Source organism: Lentisalinibacter orientalis (assembly GCF_040706535.1).
GTDB lineage: Bacteria > Pseudomonadota > Gammaproteobacteria > Steroidobacterales > Woeseiaceae > Lentisalinibacter > Lentisalinibacter orientalis.
The window spans coordinates 2138375-2161288 of record NZ_JAPDRJ010000001.1 but is presented as its reverse complement, the minus strand read 5'-3'; the positions used below and the strand labels follow the sequence as shown (position 1 = coordinate 2161288).

General features: G+C 66.7%; 17 protein-coding genes and 3 tRNA genes. 3 read left to right on the top strand and 17 right to left on the bottom strand.

The genetic code is table 11. The features are described from left to right. Window positions 1–3 precede the first annotated feature (3 nt). From pgi to ACJMK0_RS09515, 6 genes are all read right to left on the bottom strand, one after another. On the bottom strand, window positions 4–1668 hold the full coding sequence (pgi, locus tag ACJMK0_RS09540) for a glucose-6-phosphate isomerase (RefSeq protein WP_405237721.1): 1665 nt from the start codon (window positions 1666–1668) through the stop codon (window positions 4–6). Window positions 1669–1672: 4 nt separating this feature from the next. Next, entirely contained in the window at window positions 1673–2704 is a 1032-nt protein-coding gene (locus ACJMK0_RS09535) for an NAD-dependent epimerase (RefSeq protein ID WP_405237719.1), read from the bottom strand. Window positions 2705–2742: 38 nt separating this feature from the next. Further along, window positions 2743–4020, bottom strand: a complete 1278-nt coding sequence (gene tviB / locus ACJMK0_RS09530; protein ID WP_405237717.1) for a Vi polysaccharide biosynthesis UDP-N-acetylglucosamine C-6 dehydrogenase TviB — start codon at window positions 4018–4020, stop codon at window positions 2743–2745. Between the two features lie 161 nt (window positions 4021–4181). After that, window positions 4182–4883 (bottom strand): DNA polymerase III subunit epsilon, encoded by a 702-nt coding sequence (dnaQ, locus tag ACJMK0_RS09525; protein ID WP_405237715.1) that lies wholly within the window; start codon window positions 4881–4883, stop codon window positions 4182–4184. 58 nt (window positions 4884–4941) lie between these two features. Further along, window positions 4942–5382: a ribonuclease HI gene (gene rnhA / locus ACJMK0_RS09520; RefSeq protein ID WP_405229919.1), complete on the bottom strand. Its 441-nt coding sequence runs from the start codon at window positions 5380–5382 to the stop codon at window positions 4942–4944. Then, complete coding sequence (locus tag ACJMK0_RS09515) at window positions 5379–6140, bottom strand: class I SAM-dependent methyltransferase (protein ID WP_405229918.1); 762 nt, start codon at window positions 6138–6140, stop codon at window positions 5379–5381. The genes rnhA and ACJMK0_RS09515 overlap by 4 nt, the downstream gene beginning before the upstream one ends. 391 nt (window positions 6141–6531) lie before the next feature. Here ACJMK0_RS09515 and ACJMK0_RS09510 point away from each other — a divergent pair, with 391 nt between their 5' ends. Then, entirely contained in the window at window positions 6532–7947 is a 1416-nt protein-coding gene (locus tag ACJMK0_RS09510; protein WP_405237713.1) for a LysM peptidoglycan-binding domain-containing protein, read from the top strand. Between the two features lie 388 nt (window positions 7948–8335). On the opposite strand, the gene ACJMK0_RS09505 is transcribed toward ACJMK0_RS09510, so the two are convergent. Beyond that, the gene (locus tag ACJMK0_RS09505; RefSeq protein ID WP_405237711.1) at window positions 8336–9121 is read right to left on the bottom strand and encodes an enoyl-ACP reductase FabI; all 786 of its coding nucleotides are present in this window, start codon (window positions 9119–9121) and stop codon (window positions 8336–8338) included. Between the two features lie 155 nt (window positions 9122–9276). Here ACJMK0_RS09505 and ACJMK0_RS09500 point away from each other — a divergent pair, with 155 nt between their 5' ends. Together ACJMK0_RS09500 and ACJMK0_RS09495 are read left to right on the top strand one after the other, a co-directional pair. Then, a complete protein-coding gene (locus ACJMK0_RS09500) occupies window positions 9277–10545 on the top strand; it encodes a DUF2254 domain-containing protein (protein WP_405237709.1) in 1269 nt (422 codons plus the stop codon). A 90-nt stretch (window positions 10546–10635) separates the two neighbouring features. After that, the gene (locus ACJMK0_RS09495) at window positions 10636–11412 is read left to right on the top strand and encodes an ion channel (RefSeq protein WP_405237707.1); all 777 of its coding nucleotides are present in this window, start codon (window positions 10636–10638) and stop codon (window positions 11410–11412) included. A 549-nt stretch (window positions 11413–11961) separates the two neighbouring features. On the opposite strand, the gene ACJMK0_RS09490 is transcribed toward ACJMK0_RS09495, so the two are convergent. From ACJMK0_RS09490 to ACJMK0_RS09445, 10 genes are all read right to left on the bottom strand, one after another. Next, the gene (locus ACJMK0_RS09490; protein WP_405237705.1) at window positions 11962–13257 is read right to left on the bottom strand and encodes a dicarboxylate/amino acid:cation symporter; all 1296 of its coding nucleotides are present in this window, start codon (window positions 13255–13257) and stop codon (window positions 11962–11964) included. Between the two features lie 162 nt (window positions 13258–13419). Next, on the bottom strand, window positions 13420–15315 hold the full coding sequence (locus tag ACJMK0_RS09485) for a SurA N-terminal domain-containing protein (RefSeq protein WP_405237703.1): 1896 nt from the start codon (window positions 15313–15315) through the stop codon (window positions 13420–13422). Window positions 15316–15379: 64 nt separating this feature from the next. Beyond that, window positions 15380–15456 (bottom strand) — tRNA-Asp (locus ACJMK0_RS09480). 5 nt (window positions 15457–15461) lie between these two features. After that, a tRNA-Val gene (locus ACJMK0_RS09475) sits at window positions 15462–15537 on the bottom strand. An 81-nt stretch (window positions 15538–15618) separates the two neighbouring features. Continuing rightward, complete coding sequence (locus ACJMK0_RS09470; protein WP_405223984.1) at window positions 15619–15891, bottom strand: HU family DNA-binding protein; 273 nt, start codon at window positions 15889–15891, stop codon at window positions 15619–15621. A 131-nt stretch (window positions 15892–16022) separates the two neighbouring features. Then, complete coding sequence (gene lon / locus ACJMK0_RS09465) at window positions 16023–18458, bottom strand: endopeptidase La (RefSeq protein ID WP_405237698.1); 2436 nt, start codon at window positions 18456–18458, stop codon at window positions 16023–16025. A gap of 192 nt (window positions 18459–18650) precedes the next feature. Continuing rightward, entirely contained in the window at window positions 18651–19970 is a 1320-nt protein-coding gene (clpX, locus tag ACJMK0_RS09460; protein ID WP_405237696.1) for an ATP-dependent Clp protease ATP-binding subunit ClpX, read from the bottom strand. A 123-nt stretch (window positions 19971–20093) separates the two neighbouring features. Next, the gene (gene clpP, locus ACJMK0_RS09455) at window positions 20094–20729 is read right to left on the bottom strand and encodes an ATP-dependent Clp endopeptidase proteolytic subunit ClpP (RefSeq protein ID WP_405237694.1); all 636 of its coding nucleotides are present in this window, start codon (window positions 20727–20729) and stop codon (window positions 20094–20096) included. Window positions 20730–20876: 147 nt separating this feature from the next. After that, window positions 20877–22178 (bottom strand): trigger factor, encoded by a 1302-nt coding sequence (gene tig, locus ACJMK0_RS09450; protein WP_405237692.1) that lies wholly within the window; start codon window positions 22176–22178, stop codon window positions 20877–20879. A gap of 84 nt (window positions 22179–22262) precedes the next feature. Then, window positions 22263–22347, bottom strand: a tRNA-Leu gene (locus ACJMK0_RS09445). Window positions 22348–22914 lie beyond the last annotated feature (567 nt).

Below are 22914 nucleotides of genomic sequence, written 5' to 3'. Positions count from 1 at the left end.
ACATTATTGCCGCAGCCGCCGCATCCGCTCCAGTAGCGTCTCCGTCGAGGAATTGCGGCCCTCGTATTTCGAAGGCTTGTCTACCGCCGGCACCAGCCCCGTCGCCCGCTTCTTCCCAAGCTCCACCCCCCACTGGTCGAAGGCATTGATGCCCCAGATCACGCTCTCCACGAACACCTTGTGCTCGTACAGCGCCACCAGCTGACCCAGAGTCCTCGGCGTCAGCGTCTCGAACAGGATCAGGTTGCTGGGCCGATTACCGGGGTGCACCTTGTGGGGCACCAGCGCCTCGATCTCGTTCGGATCCAGCCCCTTCGCCTCCAGATCCGCGCGCACCTCGTCCTCCGACTGCCCCTCCATCAGGGCCTCGGCCTGGGCCAGGCAATTCGCAATCGCGAGGTCCTGCTGCTCCTGGCTCGCGCCGGAGGATTTCGCCGGCAGCAGGAAGTCCACCGGGATGAAGCGGGTGCCCTGGTGCAGGAGCTGGTAGAAGGAGTGCTGAGCGTTGGAGCCGGCCTCGCCCCAGATGACCATGCCGGTGGCGCAGCGTGCGGGCTTGCCGTCGATGCGCACGCGTTTGCCGTTGGACTCCATCTGCAGCTGCTGCAGGAAGGCCGGGAAGCGCTCCAGTCGATTGTCGTAGGGCAGGATCGCCTGGGTTTCCGCGTCGAAGAAGTCGTTGTACCAGACCGCCAGCAGCGCGAGGATCACCGGCATGTTCTCGCCGAGTTTGGCCTCGCGGAAGTGGCGGTCCATGGCGTGGCCGCCGGCCAGCAGCTCGCGGAAGTTATCCGTGCCGATGGCCAGCGCGATGGAGAGCCCCACGGCGGACCACAGCGAGTAGCGGCCGCCCACCCAGTCCCAGAAGGCGAAGCGGTAGTCCGGGTGCAGGCCGAATTCGTCCATGGCCTCGTGGTTGGTGCTGGCGGCGGCAAAGTGGTCCGGCACGGCCTCCTCGCCCAGCTGTTCGGCCACCCAGCGCCGGGCGGCTTTGGCATTGGTCACGGTCTCCAGGGTCGTGAAGGTCTTGGAGCAGACGACGAACAGCGTGGTGGCCGGATCCAGCGTCTCGGTGAGATCGGCCAGCTGGGTGCCGTCGATGTTGGAGACGCAGTGCAGGCGCACGCCCTTCACCCGGTGATGATGGAGCGCGGTGGCGGCCATGACGATGCCGAGGTCCGAGCCGCCGATGCCGATGTTGACGACGTCGGTGAAGCGCTGGCCGCCGCTACCGCGGATGCCGCCCGCGTGCACGCCGTCGACGAAGGCGGCCATCTGCTCCAGCACCTCGTGGACGTCGTGGCTGACGTCCTGTTCGCCGTCGCGGTAGGCCTCGTCCCGGGGCGCGCGCAGGGCGGCGTGCAGGACGGCGCGGTCCTCGGTGCGGTTGATGTGCTGGCCGGCGAACATGGCGTTCCTGAGTTTCGGCACGCCGGCCTCCCGCGCGAGCGCGGTGAGGAGCTTCAGGGTCTCGGCGGTGATGAGGTTCTTGGAGTAATCCAGCAGGAGGTCGCCGGCTTCCAGCGTGAGCCGGGTGGCGCGTCGCTTGTCCTTGCGGAACAGCTCAGCCAGGTGGATGTCCCGCAGCTTCTTGCGATGATCTTTCAGCCGGCGCCAGGCCGGCAGGTCGGTGGGATAGCGGGCGGAGAGCTTGCGCGGGTCCGCCATGGGCTCAGGAGGCCGCGCGGGCGGGCAGGTCCACCTCGTAGAAGTCCACGTACCACTCCACGAAGCGGCGTACGCCCTCCTCCACCGTGGTGGCGGGCTGGTAGTCGACATCGGCGACGAGGTCGGCCACGTCCGCCCAGGTGTCCGGCACGTCGCCGGGCTGCATGGGCAGCAGGTTCTTCTCGGCCTCGCGGCCGACGCACTGCTCGATCACCTGGATGTAGCGCATCAGCTCCACCGGCTGGCTGTTGCCGATGTTGTAGATGCGGTACGGCGCGCGGCTGGTGCCGGGATCGGGATTGGCCGGGTTCCACTCCTCGTTGGGCTCGGCCACGTGGTCGAGGGTGCGGATGACGCCCTCGACGATGTCGTCCACGAACGTGAAGTCCCGGCGGTGGTTGCCGTAGTTGAACACGTCGATGGGCTTACCCTCGATGATGTTCTTGGTGAACATGAACAAGGCCATGTCCGGCCGACCGAAGGGGCCGTAGACGGTGAAGAAGCGCAGGCCCGTGGTCGGCAGGCCGTAGAGGTTCGAGTAGGTGTGGGCCATCAGCTCGTTGGCCTTCTTGGTGGCGCCGTAGAGGGCCAGCGGATGGTCCACGTTGTGATGGATGGAGAACGGCATCTCGGTGTTGGCGCCGTAGACCGAGCTGGAGGAGGCGTACACCAGGTGCTCCACATTGTTGTGGCGGCAGCCCTCCAGCACGTGCAGGGTGCCGACGATGTTGGAGTCGATGTAGGAGTGCGGGTTCTCCAGGGAGTAGCGCACGCCGGCCTGGGCGGCGAGGTGCACCACCCGGTCGAAGCCCTCCTCGGCGAAGAGCTTGTCCATGGCCGGGCGGTCTTCCAGGCTGATCTTGACGAAGCGGAAGCCCTCGCGGCCTTCCAGGTTGGCGAGACGCGCGAGCTTCAGGTTGACGTCGTAGTACTCGTTCAGGTTGTCGAGGCCGACGACCGTATCGCCCCGGTCCAGGAGATATTTGGCGGTGTAGTAGCCGATGAAGCCGGCGGCGCCCGTGACGAGTACTTTCATGTCAATGCCTTAGGTCGATCCTTGGTCCGCGGCCGGGGTCAGAGCCGGTCGTCCACCGCGTCGGCGGGCAGGACGTACTTGATATCGTACAGCACGGACTGCTGCTTGCCGAACGCGCGGATGCCCTCGGCGCCCATCTCCTTGAACTGGCGGTGGCCGACGGCGACGATGATGCCGTCGTAGTCGCCCTTCTTCGGGTTCTCGACGAGGTCGATGCCGTATTCGTGGCGGGCCTCGGCGGGGTCCACCCAGGGATCGTGCACGTCGACATGCAGGCCGTAGGATTCGAGCTCCGCGACGATGTCCACCACCCTGGTGTTCCGCACGTCCGGGCAGTCCTCCTTGAAGGTGAGGCCCATGATGAGCACCTTGCCGTCCTTCGGCTGCATGCCGCGCTGGATCATGAGTTTGATGACCTTGCCGGCGACGAAGTAGCCCATGGAGTCGTTGATGCGGCGCCCGGCGAGGATGACCGTAGGGTTGTAGCCCACGTCCTCGGCCTTGTGGGTGAGGTAGTAGGGATCCACGCCGATGCAGTGGCCGCCCACCAGGCCCGGGCGGAACGGCAGGAAGTTCCACTTGGTGCCGGCGGCGATGAGCACCTCCTCGGTGTCGATGCCGATGCGGTCGAAGATGAGGGCCAGCTCGTTGACCAGTGCGATATTGAGATCGCGCTGGGTGTTCTCGATGACCTTGGCGGCCTCGGCCACCTTGATGCTGGAGGCGAGGTGGGTGCCTGCGGTGACGATGGTCTTGTACACCGCGTCGATGTATTCGGCGGCTTCCGGTGTGGAGCCGGAGGTGACCTTCAGGATGTTCGGCAGGCGGTGCTGCTTGTCGCCCGGATTGATGCGCTCCGGGCTGTAGCCCACGTAGAAGTCCTTGTTCATCTTCAGGCCGGAGCCTGCCTCGAGCAGCGGCACGCAGAACTCCTCGGTGGCGCCCGGGAAGACGGTGGACTCGTAGACCACCGTGTCGCCGGGCGAGAGCACCCGCGACAGGGTCTCGCTGGCTGATTTCAGCGGCGTCAGCACCGGGCGCTTCGACTGGCCGATGGGGGTGGGCACGGTCACGATGTAGAAGTTGCACTCGGCGAGCTTGTCCGGGTCCGTGGTGTAGCTGAGGTGCGCGGCCGCGGCCAGCTCCTCCGGGGTGGTCTCCAGGGTGGAGTCCTCGCCGGACTTGAGCTCAGCGATGCGCTCGGCCTTCAGGTCGAAGCCCACGGTGGGGTAATGGCGGCCGAACTCCACGGCCAGCGGCAGGCCCACGTAGCCGAGGCCGACCACGCCGATGCGGATCTTTTCGATGTCGAACACGGTCCTTCCAGTGCCGGTTAGCCGGCGGTGGTGGTTCAAATTGGGGGGATTCTAGCGCGGGTTTGGAGGTCTGGCATGGATGCGGATCACATGTAGGAGGGGATTTATCCCCGATTCATTATTCAAATCGGGCCTGAAGGCCCTCCTACAGCCCCGATCCGTCAGCCTCTCCAGATCGCGCCCCCGCTGGCTTCCTCTATCCGCTTCAGGAACGCCTCGTGGGCCGCCACCTCTTCTTCCGAGGCCTCGATGACGCGCAGGCGGGCGTTGCCGCGGTCGATGCTGACCACGGTGTCCACGGCCGCGCCGTCGCCACCCTCGGCGGCATCCAGCGACAGCGCGCCCTGGCCGCCGGTCATGGCCAGGTAGACGTCGGCCAGCAGGCGGGCGTCGAGGAGCGCGCCGTGGAGGTCGCGCTGGGAGTTGTCCACCTCGTAGCGCTTGCAGAGCGCGTCCAGGCTGTGGCGCTGGCCCGGGTGCATCTTCCGGGACAGGGACAGCGTGTCCAGGATGCCGCAGTGGCCATCCAGCTGGCAGATGCGGTGCTCGATGAGCTTCAGCTCGTGCTCCAGGAAGCCCACGTCGAAGGGGGCGTTGTGGATGACGAGCTCGGCGCCGGCCAGGAACTCCAGCAGCTCCTCGGCGATCTCGGCGAAGCGGGGCTTGTCGGCCAGGTCCTCGTTGCGGATGCCATGGACGGCAATGGCGCCCTCCTCGATCTCCCGGTCCGGGTTCAGGTAGCGGTGGAAGTGCCTGCCGGTGGGCCGGCGGTTCACCATTTCGATGCAGCCGATCTCGATGATGCGGTGGCCCTGCTCCGGGTCCAGGCCGGTGGTCTCGGTGTCCAGTACGATCTGCCGCACGCCTGTCTGCCCTCCTCTCTTATCTTATCGTCCGCCGGTCCGCTGTCAGCCCGGCCCGTCAGCCCAGTTCGTCGATGCCCCGGTTGGCGAGTTCGTCCGCGCGCTCGTTGCCGGGATCGCCCGAGTGGCCCTTCACCCAGCGCCAGTCTACCTCATGGCGCTCCTGGGCCAGGTCCAGGGCCTGCCACAGGTCCTTGTTCTTAACCGGCTTCTTCGCCGCCGTCTTCCAGCCCTTGCGCTTCCAGTTGGCGAGCCAGGACTTGATACCGTCGCGCAGATAGATGGAGTCCGTATGCAGGACCACGTGGCAGGGCTTTTTCAGCGCGTTCAGCGCCTCGACGGCCGCGGTCAGCTCCATGCGGTTGTTGGTGGTGTGGCGCTCGCCGCCCCAGAGCTCCTTTCGGCGGCTGCCGGAGAGGAGCAGCGCGCCCCAGCCGCCCACGCCGGGGTTGCCGCGGCAGGCACCGTCCGTATAGATGTCGACCCGGGGGAGGCTCAATTCTCTTCGCGGAGCTCGTGCACGGTGCGGGCCGTGGGCCGCGCGAGGCCGCCGACCGCCGCGGCCGGACGGCGCCAGCGCTGGCGGACCGGGGTGAGGGTGTAGAGCTGCTTCTTGGCCGTGAGGGCGTAGCAGCTGGCCAGTTCCGGCCACCAGCGGTCTCCAATCGCCTCCCAGCGCCGGACGGCGGGCTTGCGATTGCCGCCGACCGGCCAGCGGAAGAAGTAGCGGCGCACGCCGTGGATCTTCATGTCCAGGAGCCGCAGCCAGTCGGAGAGCTGGCGATCCGAGATCATGGTGGGGCGGCCCGGGGGGTAGCTGCCCCAGGTCAGGAGCCGGCGCAGGCCCCAGAGCCCGCCGGGGCGGAAGCCCATGACCACCAGCTGGCCGTCGGCGCGGAGCACCCGGTAGACCTCGCGCAGCACCGCGTGGGGGTGGTCGGTGAGGTCCAGCGTGTGGGGCATGAAGACCACGTCGACGGAGTCGCTCTCGATGGGCAGCCGGGCCGGCTCGGCGATGACGTCGCCGGTCTCCGGCGAGCCGGGCATGGTGGCGATCCAGGCCGACTGGGTGCGGGCGGACGGCAGGAACAGGTCGCGGCTGCCCCACAGCCCGATCTGCAGCAGCTGCTCGCCGAACAGCCCGTCCAGCATCTCGCGGGCGAGGCGGGCCTCCACCTCCAGCAGCGAGCTGCCGATGGGGGTCTGCAGCCACTCCTGCAGCGGATCGGTAAATGTGGTGGTCGCGATCGGTGCCATAAGCCTGCCGGGTCCTCGGAAAACGGTCCGACTGCCAAGATGTGAGCCGCGTGCTTGCGCCGGCCCGCCTGGTGCGTAGGATAGCCGAATGCGCGTCGTCACCAGAAGCCTGATGTTGTTTGTGGCCGCCCTGGGTGTGGGTGGGGTGGTCGCGGCTGAAGCCGCTCCTACAGGGAGCGAAGCCACCGTAGGAGGGCCTTCAGGCCCGATTTTCCATGCGGAAAGGTACGCGGACGGCGTTGTGGGGGGTGGCGCCGGAATCGGCACCGGAATCGGCACCGGAATCGGGGATAAATCCCCTCCTACATTCAATCCAGCCCCGGAAACCCACCCTTCCCTCCACCCGGCCCTGCGCCGCGACGTCCTCCGCCCCCTCGGCGAGCCGAAACCGGTGGGGCCGGTCAACCTGATCGACCGCATCCGGGACGGCATGTCGCTGCCGGTGCCCGACGAGCGGCGGGTGCGCCAGGAACTCGCCTGGTACGCGCGCCATCCGGATTACCTGGACCGGGTGCTGACCCGGGCCTCGGCCTACCTGCCCCACATCGTGGCGGAAATCGAGCGCCGCGGGCTGCCGATGGAGCTCGCGCTGCTGCCGGTGGTGGAGAGCGCCTACGACCCCTTCGCCTATTCCCACGGCCGCGCCGCGGGGCTGTGGCAGATCATCCCGGGCACCGGGCGGCGCTTCGGGCTGAAGCAGAACTGGTGGTACGACGGCCGCCGGGACGTGGTGGAGTCCACCCGCGCGGCGCTGGACTACCTCGAGTACCTGCACGGGCTGTTCGACGGCGACTGGGAGCATGCCATCGCCGCCTATAACTCCGGCGAGGGCAACGTGGGCCGCTCCATCCGCCGCAATAAGGCCGCGGGCAAGCCCGTCGACTTCTGGAACCTGCGCCTGCCGCGGGAGACCAGCGCCTACGTGCCGCGGCTGCTGGCGCTGTCGAAGCTGGTGGCGAATCCGGCCGCGCACGGCATCGTCCTGCCCGCGGTGCCGGACGAGCCCACCTTCGAGGTGGTGGAGATCGGCAGCCAGCTGGACCTGGCGCTGGCGGCGGAGCTGGCGGGCATCGACATCGACGAGCTCTACGCCTACAACCCGGGCCTGAACCGCTGGGCCACGGACCCCACGGGGCCGCACCGGCTGACGGTGCCCATCGAGGCGGCGGAGCTGTTCCGCGAGCGGCTGGCGGGCGTGCCCGTGGCCGAGCGGGTGCGCTGGAAGCGCCACAAGGTGGCGAGCGGCCAGACGCTGTCGGAGATCGCAGAACTCCACGGCACGACCATGGGCGCCATCCGCAGCAGCAACAACCTGAACGGCAACCTGATACGGGCGGGCAGCTACCTGCTGATCCCGGCCGCGACGAAGCCGCTGTCGGCCTACTCCCTCAGCGCGGACGCGCGGCTCGCGAAACTCCAGGAGCGCCAGAGCGGCGCCGGCACCGTCGAGCACGTGGTGCGCGGCGGCGAGAGCTTCTGGACCATCAGCCGCAAGTACGGGGTGGGCGTGCGGGAACTCGCCAAGTGGAACGGCATGGCGCCCGGCGACACGCTCTCCGTGGGCCGCAGGCTGGTGGTGCACAACGCCACCGTGCGCGAGGCGCCCACGCCGACGGCGTCCATTGAAGGCAAGGTGCGCAAGGTGCGCTATACGGTGCGGCGCGGGGATTCGCTGTCGCTGATCGCGAGCCGCTTCAGAGTCAGCGTGCGGGAGATCACCCGCTGGAACGGCATCGATGCGTCGAAGATCCTGCGGCCGGGCGACAAGATCACGATGTACGTGGATGTGACGGCACAGTCGAGCTGACGCACGTAGGAGGGCCTTCAGGCCCGATTCCTCCTACCCGACTCCTTTCTATTGTGGCCGCCCTGCGGGGGTATCCATCTTGCTCCCGACAAAAGGTTGCGGCGATGGATACCCCCGCAGGGCGGCCGTGCTCGCGGTGGCCGAGAGGATCCGCCAGTCAGTGGCGCCTGCTGACTGGTGCCAAACCGCTCGGCGACGGGCCCGTCAGCGGGTGGGCAAGGGTCGCGGGGTCGTCCGGACCGACTGGAGCCATGACGGCGGGAAGGAGGTCTGGCCGAAGCGAAGGAGGACAGGACGTCCGACTGTGCGTCGCCAGCGGTCCACCCCAGCCGATGGCGGGCCAACGCCAGAAGAAAGCCGGATCGGGCCTGAAGGCCCTCCTACATCGTCAGTCGTCGAGCGACATCCCGATGTTGTGGTACCCGCCGTCCACGTAGATGATCTCGCCGGTGATGCCCGCGGCGAGGTCCGAGCAGAGGAACGCCGCCGTGTTGCCCACGTCCATCGCCGTGATGTTGCGCTTCAGCGGCGAGACCTTCTCCACGTGCTTCAGCATCTTGCGGAAACCGCCGATGCCGGCCGCGGCCAGGGTCTTGATGGGGCCTGCCGAGATACCGTTCACGCGGATGCCCTTCCCGCCCAAGTCGGCGGCGAGGAAGCGCACGTTGGCCTCCAGGCTCGCCTTGGCGAGGCCCATGACGTTGTAGTTGGGCACGGCGCGCACGGCGCCCAGGTAAGTCAGTGTGAGGACCGAGGCGTCGCGGCCCTCCATCATGGGCAGCGCGGCCTTGGTGAGGCCGGCCAGGCTGTAGCTGGAAATGTCGTGGGCGATCTGGAAGCCCTCGCGGGTGACGCTCTCCAGGTAGCCGCCGGCGAGCTGGTCCCGGGGCGCGAAACCCACCGAGTGGACGAGGATGTCCAGCCCGTCCCAGGCCTTGCCGAGTTCGGCGAAGACGTTGTCGATCTCTTCGTCCGAGGCGACGTCCAGCGGGTAGCAGAGCTCGGAGCCGACCTCGGCGGCCATGTCGACCACGCGGCTCTTCAGCTTGTCGTTCTGGTAGGTGAAGGCGAGTTCGGCGCCCTCGCGGTGCATGGCCTGGGCGATGCCCCAGGCGATGGAGCGGTTACTGGCGAGCCCGACGATGAGCCCTTTCTTGCCGGCGAGAAATCCCATTGTGACCTTCCGGTGCCTGCCTGACGATGCCGGCATTGTAACGCCGTTAACCTATACTACCCAGGGTCTGGCAATGCAGCCAGGCGGCGGAGCGGTGGATGCGGGATGCGCATGAATGATCTGGGGAGGCGCCGTCACGGCGCAGGGCGGCAGCGGTGAACGACGGCCGTTTCCCCTGGGCGCGCATGAGCTTCTGGCTGCGACGGACGCTGCGCCAGCTCTGGGTGCGGGTCGCCGGCTTCGCCATCCTCGCCATCGCCTCGGCCGTACTGGCCCGGCTCCTGTCGCCTCTCGTGCCCGCCCAGCTCGCACCCCGGCTGGGGGCGGAATCCGTCGGGCAGATACTCACCATACTCGCGTCATCGATGCTCGCGGTGACCACCTTCTCGCTCTCGATCGCCGTCTCGGCCTTCGCCGCAGCTGCCAGCACGGCGACGCCTCGCGCAACCGCCCTGCTGCAGCAAGACAACACCACGCAGAACGTGCTCGCGACCTTTCTCGGCGCGTTCCTCTTCAGCCTGCTCGGACTCATCGGGCTGCAGGCCGACCTCTACAGCGACTCGGGCCAGGTCATCCTGTTTTTCTTCTCCGTCCTGGTCGTCACGCTGGTCGTCGTCGCCCTGATCCACTGGATCGGACATCTCGCCGATTTCGGGCGGATGAACGACACGCTGGACCGCGTGGAGGCGGCCGCCACGGCATCCTTCGAGCGCCGGGTCGAGCGTCCCTGCCTCGGTGCGAACCCCATGCCGGACGCGATACCTGCGCACACCATGGCCATTCATGCCGACGAAATCGGCTATGTGCAGCACATCGACGTACAGGCCCTGGAGGAGTGCGCGGTTGATCTGGACACCCTGATCTATGTCACCGCGCTGCCCGGCAGCTTCGTGCATCCCGGTGCGCCGCTGCTGCGGTTGCCGACGACCGGCGTCGATGCGGAGAACGCGGAGCGCCTCCGCGCCGTCTTCTCGCTCGGCTCGGATCGCACCTTCGAGGAGGACCCGCGCTTCGGCCTCATCGTGCTCTCGGAGATCGCCTCCCGGGCCCTGTCACCCGCAGTGAACGATCCCGGCACGGCGATCTCGGTCATCGGCAGGCTCGTCAGGATCCTCGCGCTCTGGCGGCCGGCGGACGACATCGACGTCCTTTATCCTCACGTTTTCGTCCCGCCGATCACGCCGCAGGAGGTACTCGAGGATGCTTTTCGCCCGATCGCACGGGATGGCGCGATGCTGATCGAAGTGCAGCTGCGCCTGCAGGCTGCCTTCCGCGCGTTGCAGCAAACGGTGCACCCGGTATTCGGGGACACGTTGGAGGCCGCATCCCGGGCGGCCCTGGAGCGCTCGGCGGCCGCCGGCCTCCGGCCCGGCGAACTCGACGCGCTCGAGAGAGCTGCCATCGCGGTGAACGCCCATGAATAGGCCAGCCCGTACCCCGGTCTCCGGAGACGAGTGCGCAGTCCGCAGGCCGGAGCGCTCTCCCGTACGCCTCCCGACACCCGCAGCACTGTCATGAAGGAACTGCATCGCCAGATCCGCTTGCTCTACACCGGGCGCAGCCGCAGAGCTCGCCGGTTCCGCTACGGGCTGATCACGTTCGATGCGGTGTCGATCATCTACTTCATCCTGACGGCGCCTCTGACTCACACACCGATGATGTACGGCATCAACGCCGCACTCGGCATCCTGATACTTGCGGATCTGGCGGCCCGGCTGTGGATTTCCGGGGATCGGCGCAGGGAATTGCGCAGGATCTATACGCTGGCCGACATCCTGGTGGTCGCCTCGCTGTTGCTGGCCCCGCTCTTCACGGATGCCGTCGCCTTTCTGCGCATCCTGCGTGGTCTGCGGCTGATCCACTCCTATCACCTGATCCGCGACCTGCGGCGCGAGAGCCGGTTCTTCCGCCTGCACGAGGACGCGATCTACGCCGCCGTGAACCTGTTCGTCTTCATGTTCGTGACGACGTCGTTCGTGTTCGTATTCGCCTTCGACGAGCGCACCGGCGCGGAAGCCTATATCGATGCGCTCTACTTCACGGTGGCGACGCTGACCACGACGGGGTTCGGCGACATCACCATGACGACACCCGGCGGCAAGCTGGTCTCGGTGTTCATCATGGTGGTCGGTGTGGCGCTCTTCATCCAGCTCGCGCGCACCATATTTCAGCCGTCGAAAGTGCACTACAAGTGCCCGGAGTGCGGCCTGACCCGGCACGATCCGGACGCGATCCACTGCAAGCACTGCGGCGAGTCGCTGAAGATCGAGACCGAAGGCAGCGAGGGGTAGGAGGGCCTTCAGGCCCGACCCCTCTGTGGGAGGGGCTTCAGCCCCGATTCCTTCTATCCTGGCCGCCCTGCGGGGGTATCCATCTTGCTCCCGACAAAAGGTCGCGGCGATGGATACCCCCGCATGACGGCCGTGCTCGCGGTAGCGTGCAGGAAGCGCCAGTCAGCATCGCTTACTGACTGGTGCCATCCCTCACGGCCAAGGGCCCGCCAGCGGGCGGACACGGGTTGCGGGGTCGTCCGGGCCGACTGGAGNGCGGGGGTATCCATCTTGCTCCCGACAAAAGGTCGCGGCGATGGATACCCCCGCATGACGGCCGTGCTCGCGGTAGCGTGCAGGAAGCGCCAGTCAGCATCGCTTACTGACTGGTGCCATCCCTCACGGCCAAGGGCCCGCCAGCGGGCGGACACGGGTTGCGGGGTCGTCCGGGCCGACTGGAGCCAAGACGGCGGGAAGGAGGCCCGGCCGAAGCGAAAGAGGACAGGACGTCCGACTGAGCGTCCCCGCAACCCGTGTCCGCCCGATGGCGGGCCAACGCCAAAAGAAGGATCAGCGCGAAGTCAGCGCGATGTTCGTCTCCTCGCCCTCCAGCCGCGCCACAATGGTCGCGCAGCAGGCATCGCCGAAGACGTTTACCGCCGTGCGAGCCATGTCGAGGATGCGGTCGAAGACGAACAGCACGCCGATGGCCTCCAGCGGGAGACCTATCGTCTGCAGGATGATGGCGATGGCCACCAGCGAGGCCTGGGGCACGCCGGCGACGCCGATGGAGGTCACCAGCGCGGTGAGCACGATGATGAACTGCACGCCGAGGGTGATCTCCAGCCCGTAGGCCTGGGCGATGAACATGGCGGCGACGCATTCGTACAGCGCCGTGCCGTTCATGTTGACGGTGGCGCCGAGCGGCAGCACGAAGCTCGCGATCTTCTTCGACACGCCCACGTTGTCCTCCACGCACTCCATGGTCACCGGCAGCGTGGCCGAGGACGAGGCGGTGGAGAAGGCGGTCAGGAGCGCCGGCGCGGTACCGCTGAACATGGCCGCCGGCCGCACCCGCGCGATGTAGCGCAGGAACAGCGGCAGCGTCAGGAAGGTGTGGATGGCGAGCGCGCCGGCGACGATCAGCGCGTACTTCGTGAGGATGGTGAGGAAGTCCGCCACCTCGCTGAAGTCGAGGCTGGCGATGACCCCGGCGATGAGCCCGAACACGCCGATGGGAGCGAAGCGCATGATGAGGTCGGTCATGCGCATCATGACCTCGAACACCGCCTCCCAGAACCGGTACAGCGTGCCGGCGTAGGCGTCGTCCAGGCGGGTCATGAAGTAGCCGAACAGCAGGCTGAAGAAGATCAGCCCGAGCATCTCGCCGTTGGCTGCGGCGGCGATGATGTTGGGCGGGACCATGCGGATGAAGATCTCGACGATGTCGCTGGCGTCGCGGCCGCCGACCCGGTCCTCCACGTCCTCGGTGCTCGCCTCCAGCGCCAGCAGCTGCTTGGCCGGCTCGCCGTTGTAGATGCCCGGCTGGAAGATGTTGACTAGGATCAGCCCGACCAGGATGGCGGCGAGACCGGTGGTGGCGTAGAAGAGCAGCGTGCGTGCGCCCAGGCGGCCGATGGCGCTGCCCTTGCCCATGCCGGCCACGCCCACGATGATCGACGAGGTGATCAGGGGCACGATCAGCATCTTCAGGGCGTTGACGAAGAGGTCGCCGATGAACCCGTAGCTGGCGGTGAGGAAGCCGCGGCCTTCCGACTCCGCCGGCAGCAGGCCGGTGGAGATGCCCGCGATCAGCGCCAGGAAGATGGCGATGGCGATCTGCCAGTGGAGTTTTAAACGCAGCACAATGCCCCCGCGGATTGTGTGTCTGGTTAAGGGATCGGGCCTGAAGGCCCTCCTACATGCTTCGGTGACGTATTCCCAGCATGTAGGAGGGGCTTTAGCCCCGATCCCCCCGTGATCCCACCACCGTCACCCGATGCACGCGATCCCGGCGCGCGGTCCCAATCAGAACCGATCCTCGAACGGTGCCGCCGTGCCGCGCACGATCTCCGCCTCTTCGACCAGCTGGTCGATGAACGCGCTCAGGTCCGAGACGCCGGCCTGGCGGGCGAGACCCAGGCGGGCCTGCTCGCGCTGCTCCGGCGGGATGGCCTCGGGCCGGCCCGGCGATATGTCGGTGAGGCGGTAGAGCACGTAGCCGCCGTCGGCGGTGGCGACGCTGCCCACCTTGGCGCCATCTTCCGGCATCTCGGCGGAGAATACGGCGGCGACCAGTGCCTGGGGCAGGTCCGGCGCGTTGCGGTTGATCTGGCGGTCGGCCACGGCCTCGGCTTCCACCTCGGCGGCGGCTTCCTCGAGCGGCGTGCCACCCTCCACGTTCGCGCGCAGCTCCTCGAGCTTCGCCCGCGCCATGACGGCAGCCGCCTCGCGGCGGGCCCGGCGCTCGACCTGGTCGCGCACGTCGGCCAGCGGCTGACGGGAGGCTTCCCGGCGCTCGGTCAGCTGCACGACCATGACCCGGTCTTCGGCCAGGTTCAGGAGGTCGCTGGTGGCGCCTTCGGCCAGGGCGTTTTCGCCGAACAGGGTATCCAGCAACATCGGGGCGGGCGCTAGCTCGGCGCTGCCGCTGCGGGTGTACTCCTCGGCCGTGCGCACCCGCATGTCCAGCGCCGCCGCCGCCTCTTCCAGGTTCGGCGTGTCGAAGAGCTGGTCGGCGAGCGCGTTGCTGAGCTCGAGATACTGCTCGCCGATGCGCTCGGCCCGATAGGCGGCCACGAGTTCGTCGCGGACCTCGTCCAGCGTGGGCGAGCCGCCGCCGCGAACGCCGTCGAGACGCAGCACGTGGAAGCCGAATTCGCTCTCCACCGGCCCGCGGATCTCGCCCTCGTCCATGTCGAAGACGGCCTCTTCCACCGGCTCGACGAACTGGCCGCGGGCCACCCAGCCCAGGTCACCGCCCTGCTCCGCACTCAGCGTGTCGTCGGAGTACTCGGCCGCGAGCCCGGCGAAGTCCTCGCCGGCCTTCGCCCGCTCGGTCAGCTCTGCGGCCAGCGCGCGGGCCTCGTCCTCGCTGCGCTCGTCGGTGGTGATGAGGATGTGGCTCGGGTTTCGTTCCTGGTCCCGGGTGTAGGAGTCCTTCACGTCGTCGAAGTAGGCGGCGAGCTCCTCCTCGGAGGGCGTGATGCGCTCGGCGATGGTGTCCCGGGAGATCTCGATGTAGTCGAAGGTGACGCTGGCCGGCGTCTGGAACAGCTCCGGATGGCTGTCGTAGTAGGCCTGCAGTTCCTCGTCGCCGATCTCGACAGCGCCCAGGAAATCCTCGATGCCGAACTCGAGGTAGCTGATGGTGCGGGTCTCGCGGTCCAGCTCGATGTAGCGGCGCAGCTCCGAGGGCGTGGAGAAGGCGGTGGCCTCGACGGCGCTCTGCAGCTGGTCGATCTGCAGCGCGCGGCGCTGGTCGGCCTCGAAGCTGGCCGGGGCGATGCCGCGGCTGGCGAGCAGCCCGCGGTACAGCTCGAACGAGAACCGGCCGTTCTCCTGGAAGGCCGGTATCTCGCGGATGGACTGCTGGATGGCGGCATTGCTCACCCGGTAGCCCTGCTCGCGCAGGTACTGGGTGAGGAGCGTCGAGCGGATGACGCCCTCGTAGGCGGCCTGGCGGAGCTGGTCCTCGAGCACCGGCGGGATCTCGTCCAGCTGCTCGCGGATGCGGGCGGCCTGGTTCTGGTAGGCCACGCGGATCTGCTGGGGCGGGATCTCCTGGCCGTTGACCTTGACCGCGAACCCGCCCTGCGCCATGCCGCCGTAGTTGTAGCCGACGAATATGAACGGGATGCACAGCAGGGCGAGGACGACGAGCGCCATCGGACCGGTGATCTTCTGTCTGATGTTCTGGAGCATGGCGTGAACTCTGAAGCGATACCCTCATAAACGAAGGGCCTCCGCGTGGAGGCCCTTCTTCTTATGGCGGAGTGGACGGGACTCGAACCCGCGACCCCCGGCGTGACAGGCCGGTATTCTAACCAGCTGAACTACCACTCCATTGCTGGTGGGTGCTGAGGGGATCGAACCCCCGACCTTCGCCTTGTAAGGGCGACGCTCTCCCAGCTGAGCTAAGCACCCGGGCGTTCCGACGGTTCGATCAGGCGGTCTTTCGACCTCCCTGCAGCACGACACCGGGCGAGCCCGGTGCCGAAAGGCCGGCTAGTTTACGGCATCCTTCAGGCCTTTGCCAGCCTTGAATCCGGGCACATTGCTGGCGCTGATTTGGATGCTTTCGCCCGTGCGCGGGTTGCGCCCGGTGCGTGCAGCGCGGTGCTTCACCGAGAAGGTTCCGAAGCCTACCAGCGAGACAGTGTTGCCCTGCTTCAGGGCACCGGTGATGCTGTCCAGGACAGCGTCCACGGCACGCGTCGCATCCGCCTTGGAAAGGTCGGCTGAATCGGCAACGGCTTCGATCAGTTCAGCTTTGTTCATTACTCACCCTCGAATGACTTCCTCAAGAAATTTCAGGCACGGACAGTCCGCCACCCCCCTGTTTCAACGGGCAGACTACTCCTAAAGCGCCCATGACTGCAATTGCGGCGCTGCGCAACGCATCGTCCCGATCAGTGCGCCCGCACGGCGTCGCCGCCCTTCTCCTCGGCGGGCTTGGCCGCTTCCTTGTCGGCGGTCGCGGCCTCGTCGGTGGCCGGCGCCGGCATGTGCTGCAGCGCCACCTCGAGCACCTGGTCAATCCACTTCACTGGAAGAATATTTAGCTTGTCCTTGATGTTCTTTGGTATTTCAACCAGGTCCTTCGCGTTCTCTTCCGGTATCAGCACCGTGGAGATATTGCCGCGGTGCGCCGCCAGCAGCTTCTCCTTCAGCCCGCCGATGGGCAGCACCTCGCCTCTCAGCGTGATCTCGCCGGTCATGGCGACGTCGGATTTCACCGGGATGTCGGTCAGTGCCGAGACCAGCGCCGTGCACATGCCGACGCCCGCGCTGGGGCCGTCTTTCGGCGTCGCGCCCTCGGGCACGTGGATGTGGACGTCGGTCTTCTGGTGGAAGTCCGGGTCGATGCCGAGCAGCTTGCTGCGCCCGCGCACGATGGTCATGGCCGCCTGGATGGACTCGGTCATCACCTCGCCCAGCTGGCCGGTGTGGGTCAGCTTGCCCTTGCCGGGCACCACGGCCGCCTCGATGGTGAGGAGCTCTCCCCCCACCTCGGTCCAGGCGAGGCCGGTAACCTGGCCGACCTGGTCCTTCTCCTCGGCGCGACCGTAGCGGAAGCGTTCGACGCCGAGATAGCGGTGCACGCTCTTCGGCCGGATCGTCACCCGCTTCTTCTGCTTCTTCAGCAGCAGCTCCTTCACCACCTTGCGGCAGATCTTGGCGATCTCGCGCTCGAGATTACGCACGCCCGCCTCCCGCGTGTAGAGCCGGATGATCTGGTAGATGGCCGGCCGGGTGATGTGCAGCTCCTGGTCCTTGAGACCGTTCGCCTCCAGCTGTTTCGGGATGAGGTAGCGCTCGGCGATGCTCGCCTTCTCGTCCTCGGTATAACCGGGCAGCCGGATGACCTCCATCCGGTCGAGCAGCGGCGGCGGGATGTTCAGGCTGTTGGCCGTGCACACGAACATCACATCGGAGAGGTCGAAGTCCACCTCCAGGTAATGGTCGTTGAAGGTGGAGTTCTGCTCCGGGTCCAGCACCTCCAGCAGCGCCGATGAGGGGTCGCCGCGGAAGTCCATGGCCATCTTGTCGATCTCGTCCAGCAGGAACAGCGGGTTACGCGATTCCACCTTGGCCAGGTTCTGCACGATCTTGCCCGGCAGCGAGCCGATGTAGGTGCGCCGGTGGCCGCGGATCTCGGCCTCGTCGCGCACGCCGCCCAGCGACATGCGCACGAACTTGCGGTTGGTGGCCCGCGCGATCGACTGGCCCAGCGAGGTCTTGCCCACGCCCGGCGGTCCCACCAGGCACAGGATGGGGCCCTTCAGCTTCTTCACCCGGTGCTGGACGGCCAGGTACTCGAGGATGCGCTCCTTCACCTTCTCCAGCCCGTAGTGGTCGGCTTCCAGCACGTCCTCGGCCTTCGCGAGGTCGCGCAGGATCTTCGTGGACTTCTTCCACGGCACCTTCACCAGCCAGTCGATGTAGTTGCGCACCACGGTGGCTTCCGCCGACATGGGCGACATCAGCTTCAGCTTGTTCAGCTCGGCGGTGGCCTTCTCCTTGACCTCCTTCGGCATGCCGGCCTTCTCGATCTTGTTCTCGAGATCCTGAAGCTCGTTAGGCGCGTCCTCCATCTCACCCAGTTCCTTCTGGATGGCCTTCATCTGCTCGTTGAGGTAGTACTCGCGCTGGCTCTTCTCCATCTGCTGCTTCACGCGGCCGCGGATGCGCTTCTCGATCTGCAGCACGTCGATCTCGCCCTCGATGAGCGCGAGCACCTGCTCCAGCCGCGTCTTCACGTCCTCGATCTCGAGGATGCGCTGCTTCTCGGAGAGCTTCAGCGCCATATGGGCGGCCACGGTGTCGGCGAGGCGCCCCGCCTGGTCGATGCCGGACAGGGAGGTGAGTATCTCCGGCGGCACCTTCTTGTTCAGTTTCACGTAATGCTCGAACTGGGCGATGATCGAGCGCGTGAGCACGTCGATCTCACGCTCGTCATAGCGGTCGTCGTCCGGCAGCAGCGTCACGTCGGCGGAGAAGTGCTCGGCCTCGTGCAGCGCGTCGATGTGCGCGCGCTCGCCGCCCTCCACCAGCACCTTCACGGTGCCGTCGGGCATCTTCAGCAGCTGCAGGATGGTGGCGACGGTGCCGATGTCGTACAGGTCGCGGGCGGCCGGCTCGTCGGTCTCGGCCTCGCGCTGGGCCACCAGCAGGATCTCTTTGCTCTCCTCCATGGCCAGATCCAGGGCCACCTTGGACTTCTCCCGGCCCACGAACAGCGGAATCACCATGTGGGGGTACACGACCACGTCGCGCAGCGGCAGCACCGGGATGCCGTGGCGTTCCCGGCCGGATTCGGTCGTTAGAAGATCTTCGTTGGACACTGATCAGACCTCGTGGCTTGTAGCCTCCCGGCGCGCGGGAGACGGGGAGTGTGCGGATTCAGCGGATACCCGTTGCCTTTCTACTGCCACAGGATACCCGGATTCACGGTCGGATTGACACGGGATATGGGGCCGGGAGACGGCCGATCAAGTCCCGTCGAAGGGACGGCTGCCGCCGCCCGGGCGGCAGTCTCAGTGCCGGTCGGAGCCCGTGGGCCGACGCTCTTCCTCGACGGCCACCGGCGCCGGCTCGTCCGACTCGTAGATGACGTAGGGCTTGGTCTCGCCGGTCACCACGGCCTCGTCCACCACCACCTTGCGGGCGTTCGCCGCCGAGGGCAGTTCGTACATGGTGTCGAGCAGCACGTTCTCCAGGATCGTCCTCAGGCCCCGCGCGCCGGTCTTGCGCGCCATGGCCTTGCGGGCGACGGCACGCAGCGCGTCGTCGCGGAACTCGAGCTCCACGTTCTCCATGTCGAACAGACGATGGTACTGCTTGGTGAGGGCGTTGCGCGGCTCCACCAGGATGGTGACCAGCGCGTCCTCGTCCAGCTCCTCCAGCGTGGCGACCACCGGCAGGCGGCCGACGAACTCCGGGATGAGGCCGTACTTGATGAGGTCCTCCGGCTCCACGTCGTGCAGCACCTCGCCGACGTTCATGACGTCGTCCACGCTCTTCACCTCGGCGACGAAGCCGATGCCGCTCTTCGCCGAGCGGTTCTGGATGATCTTCTCCAGGCCTGCGAAGGCGCCGCCGCAGATGAACAGGATGTTGCCGGTGTCCACCTGCAGGAACTCCTGCTGCGGGTGCTTGCGTCCGCCCTGGGGCGGCACCGAGGCCACCGTGCCCTCGATCAGCTTCAGCAGCGCCTGCTGCACGCCCTCGCCGGAGACGTCCCGCGTTATGGACGGGTTGTCCGACTTCCTGGAGATCTTGTCGATCTCGTCGATGTAGACGATGCCCGTCTGGGCCTTGTCCACGTCGTAGTCGCACTTCTGCAGCAGCTTCTGGATGATGTTCTCGACGTCCTCGCCGACGTAGCCCGCCTCGGTGAGCGTGGTGGCGTCGGCAATCGTGAACGGCACGTTCAGGAGCCGCGCCAGCGTCTCGGCCAGCAGCGTCTTGCCGCAACCGGTGGGGCCGATCAGCAGGATATTCGACTTGGCGAGCTCGATCTCGTCCTTGCCGCCCTTGGCACTGCCCTTGTTCTCGAGGCGCTTGTAGTGGTTGTACACCGCCACGGAAAGCACCTTCTTGGCGCGCTGCTGGCCGATGACGTATTCGTCCAGCACCGCCTTGATCTCGTGGGGTTTCGGCAGCTTGGTGCGGCCCTGGTCGGCATGCTCCTCGAGTTCCTCGCGGATTATGTCGTTGCAGAGCTCGACGCACTCGTCGCAGATGAACACGGACGGGCCGGCGATGAGCTTGCGCACTTCGTGCTGGCTCTTGCCGCAGAACGAACAGTAAAGGAGCTTGCCTTCGTCGTTCTTGCCGCGGGTGTCGTCACTCATAATATTTCCTTCCCGGCCGCGTCTTTACGCGCAGAACGCCTCATTCAGACCCGGTTTATATAACATGCGCAAGTGCGGGCGTGCAAAGACGAATGTCTCGTCTCGCGGCCTTATAACCAGCGGCTATTTCTTGACGGGCGAGCCCTCCGTCGAACCCAGTTCGGTGCGGCGCTCGAGCACGGTGTCGATCAGGCCGTAGTCCACGGCCGCCTGGCTGCTCATGAAATTGTCGCGCTCGGTGTCGTGCTCGATCTTCTCCACGCTCTGCTTGGTGTGGTGGGCGAGGATGTGATTCAGCCGGCGCTTCATCTCCAGGATCTCCCGGGCGTGGATGTCGATGTCCGTCGCCTGGCCCTGGAAGCCCGCGCTGGGCTGGTGGACCATGATGCGCGAATGGGGCAGCGCGAAACGCTTGCCCGCCGCGCCGCCTGCCAGCAGCAGAGCGCCCATGCTGGCCGCCTGGCCCACGCAGATGGTGCTCACGTCGCATTTCACGAACTGCATGGTGTCGTAGACCGAGAGCCCGGCCGTCACCACGCCGCCCGGCGAGTTGATGTACAGGTGGATGTCCTTGTCCGGGTTCTCGGACTCCAGGAACAGGAGCTGGGCGACGATGAGGTTCGCCATGCCGTCTTCCACGGGGCCCACGGCGAACACCACCCGCTCTTTCAGCAGCCGCGAGAAGATGTCGTAGGCGCGCTCGCCCCGGGCGGTCTGCTCGACCACCATCGGCACCAGGTTCATTGCGGTTTCGTTCATACTTTCTTGCCTCGGCGATTCAATTCGTGTGTGCGCGCCAGTCAGATTCCCTGCGTTTCGGAATCGGGCCTGAAGGCCCTCCTACATGCTTCGGTTGACGTTTTCCTGTGGTCAGGGTCGGGGCTGAAGCCCCTCCTACCCGCGCTCCTACGGGGTCTGCATGTAGTCTTTGAAGGGCACCTTCTTTTCTTCCGTCTGGCCGTTGTCTATCAGCCAGTCGACGGCTTGCTCCTCCAGCACCACCGGGCCCAGCCGGGAGATGAAGTCCTGGTTGCCCAGGTAGGCGGAGACGAGCTGCTCGGACTGATCGTAGCCGGCGAACATCTCCTCCACCTTGGCCCGCAGCCGGTCCGTGTCGAGCTGGATGTCCTTGTCGCTGATCAGCTGCTGCACCAGCAGGCCGAGGCGCACGCGGCGCTCCGCCATCTCGCGGAAGTTGGACAGTTCCGGTGCCTGCTCGGGATCCTCGATCCCCATGCGCTGCATGGCGTCTTTCTGCAGCGACTGCGACTCCTGCTGCACCAGGGCCTCCGGGACCTCCAGCGGATTGTGGCTGAGGAGCCCTTCCATGGCCTGGTTCTTCATGTCCGCCTTGATGCGGCCCTCGAGTTCCTGGCGCATGTTGTCCTCGACATCCGCGCGCAGCTGCTCGACGCCGCCCTCTTCGACGCCGTAGGCCTTCGCCAGGTCCTCGTCCAGCGGCGGCAGCACCTGGGCCTGCACCTCGTGGACCACGGCCTTGAACTCCGCCTTCTTGCCGGCCAGGTCCTCGGCGGGATAGTCCTTGGGATACTTGACCTTGAAGGTCTTCTCGTCGCCGGCGGCAACGCCGGTGAGCGCCTTCTCGAAGTCCTCGATCATGCGGCCCTCGCCCAGGATCACCGGAATCTTCTCGCCCTTGCCGTTCTCGATGGGCTCGCCCTTGATGGAACCCTCGAAATCGACAATGACCTTGTCACCCTCGGCGGCCGGCCGCTCGACGTTCTCCCATTCGGCCTTCTGCCGGCGGAGATTCTCCATCATCTCGTCCACGTCGGCCGCGCGGATCTCGACCACGGGACGGGTGACCGAGATCTTGTCCAGGTCCCTGAGCTCCACCTCCGGGTAGACCTCGAAGGTGGCCGTGTAGACCAGACCCTCGTCGCCGGCCTTCTCGGGCTGGATCTGCGGGCCGCCGGCGGGCACGAGACTCTCGCGCTGCAGGGCCTCGGAGTAGCTGGTCTGCATCATCTCCGAGAGCACTTCCTGGCGCACCTGATCGCCGTAGCGCTGACGGATCACCTTGGCGGGCACCTTGCCCGGGCGGAATCCCTTGATCTTGGCGGTCTTGCCGACCCGGCGCAGCCGGTTCTCGATCTCTTTGTTGATGCGCTCAGCCGGCACCTCGACGCGCAGGCGTCGCTCCAGATTACCGGTGGCTTCCACTGAAACCTGCATGTTCTCGGACATCCGTAATTACTTTGAACCGTGACAAAAAAAAGGCGGCCCGCTCCCTACAGAACCGGGACCGGCCCGGGACCCACCCGGGTCGAGTGGTGCGAAAGGAGAGACTCGAACTCTCACGGGTTGCCCCACAGGAACCTAAATCCTGCGCGTCTACCAATTCCGCCACTTTCGCCCGGTCTCGGGAGCGCGCTCACCGAACAGGCAATTGTAACGCAAGCGACGATACGCGTGTAGGAGGGCCTTCAGGCCCGATCCTGCCAGACCCCCCTTCTATTGTGGCCGCCCTGCGGGGGTATCCATCTTGCTCCCGACAAAAGGTCGCGGCGATGGATACCCCCGCATGACGGCCGCCTCGCGGTGGCGTGAAGGCGCTGCCAGTCAGCAACGCCCGCTGACTGGTGCCGTGCCTCTCGGCCGCGGGCCCGTCAGCGGGCGGACAAGGGTGGCGGGGTCGTCCGGGCCGACTGGAGCCAAGACGGCGGGAAGGAGGCCTGGCCGAAGCGAGGGAGGACAGGACGTCCGACTGAGCGTCCCCGCGACCCTTGTCCGCCCGATGGCGGGCCAACGTCGATAGAACGTGGGGTCGAGGCTGGCAGGATCGGGCCTGAAGGCCCTCCTACCTGGGGCGGGGTCAGGCGAGACCGACGCTCAGCAACAACATCAGGAAGAGGAAGATGAGCGCCCTGAATGCAGGCCGGATATGCATGAGGCGGTCTGCCCTCCGGGCCAGGATGGATTG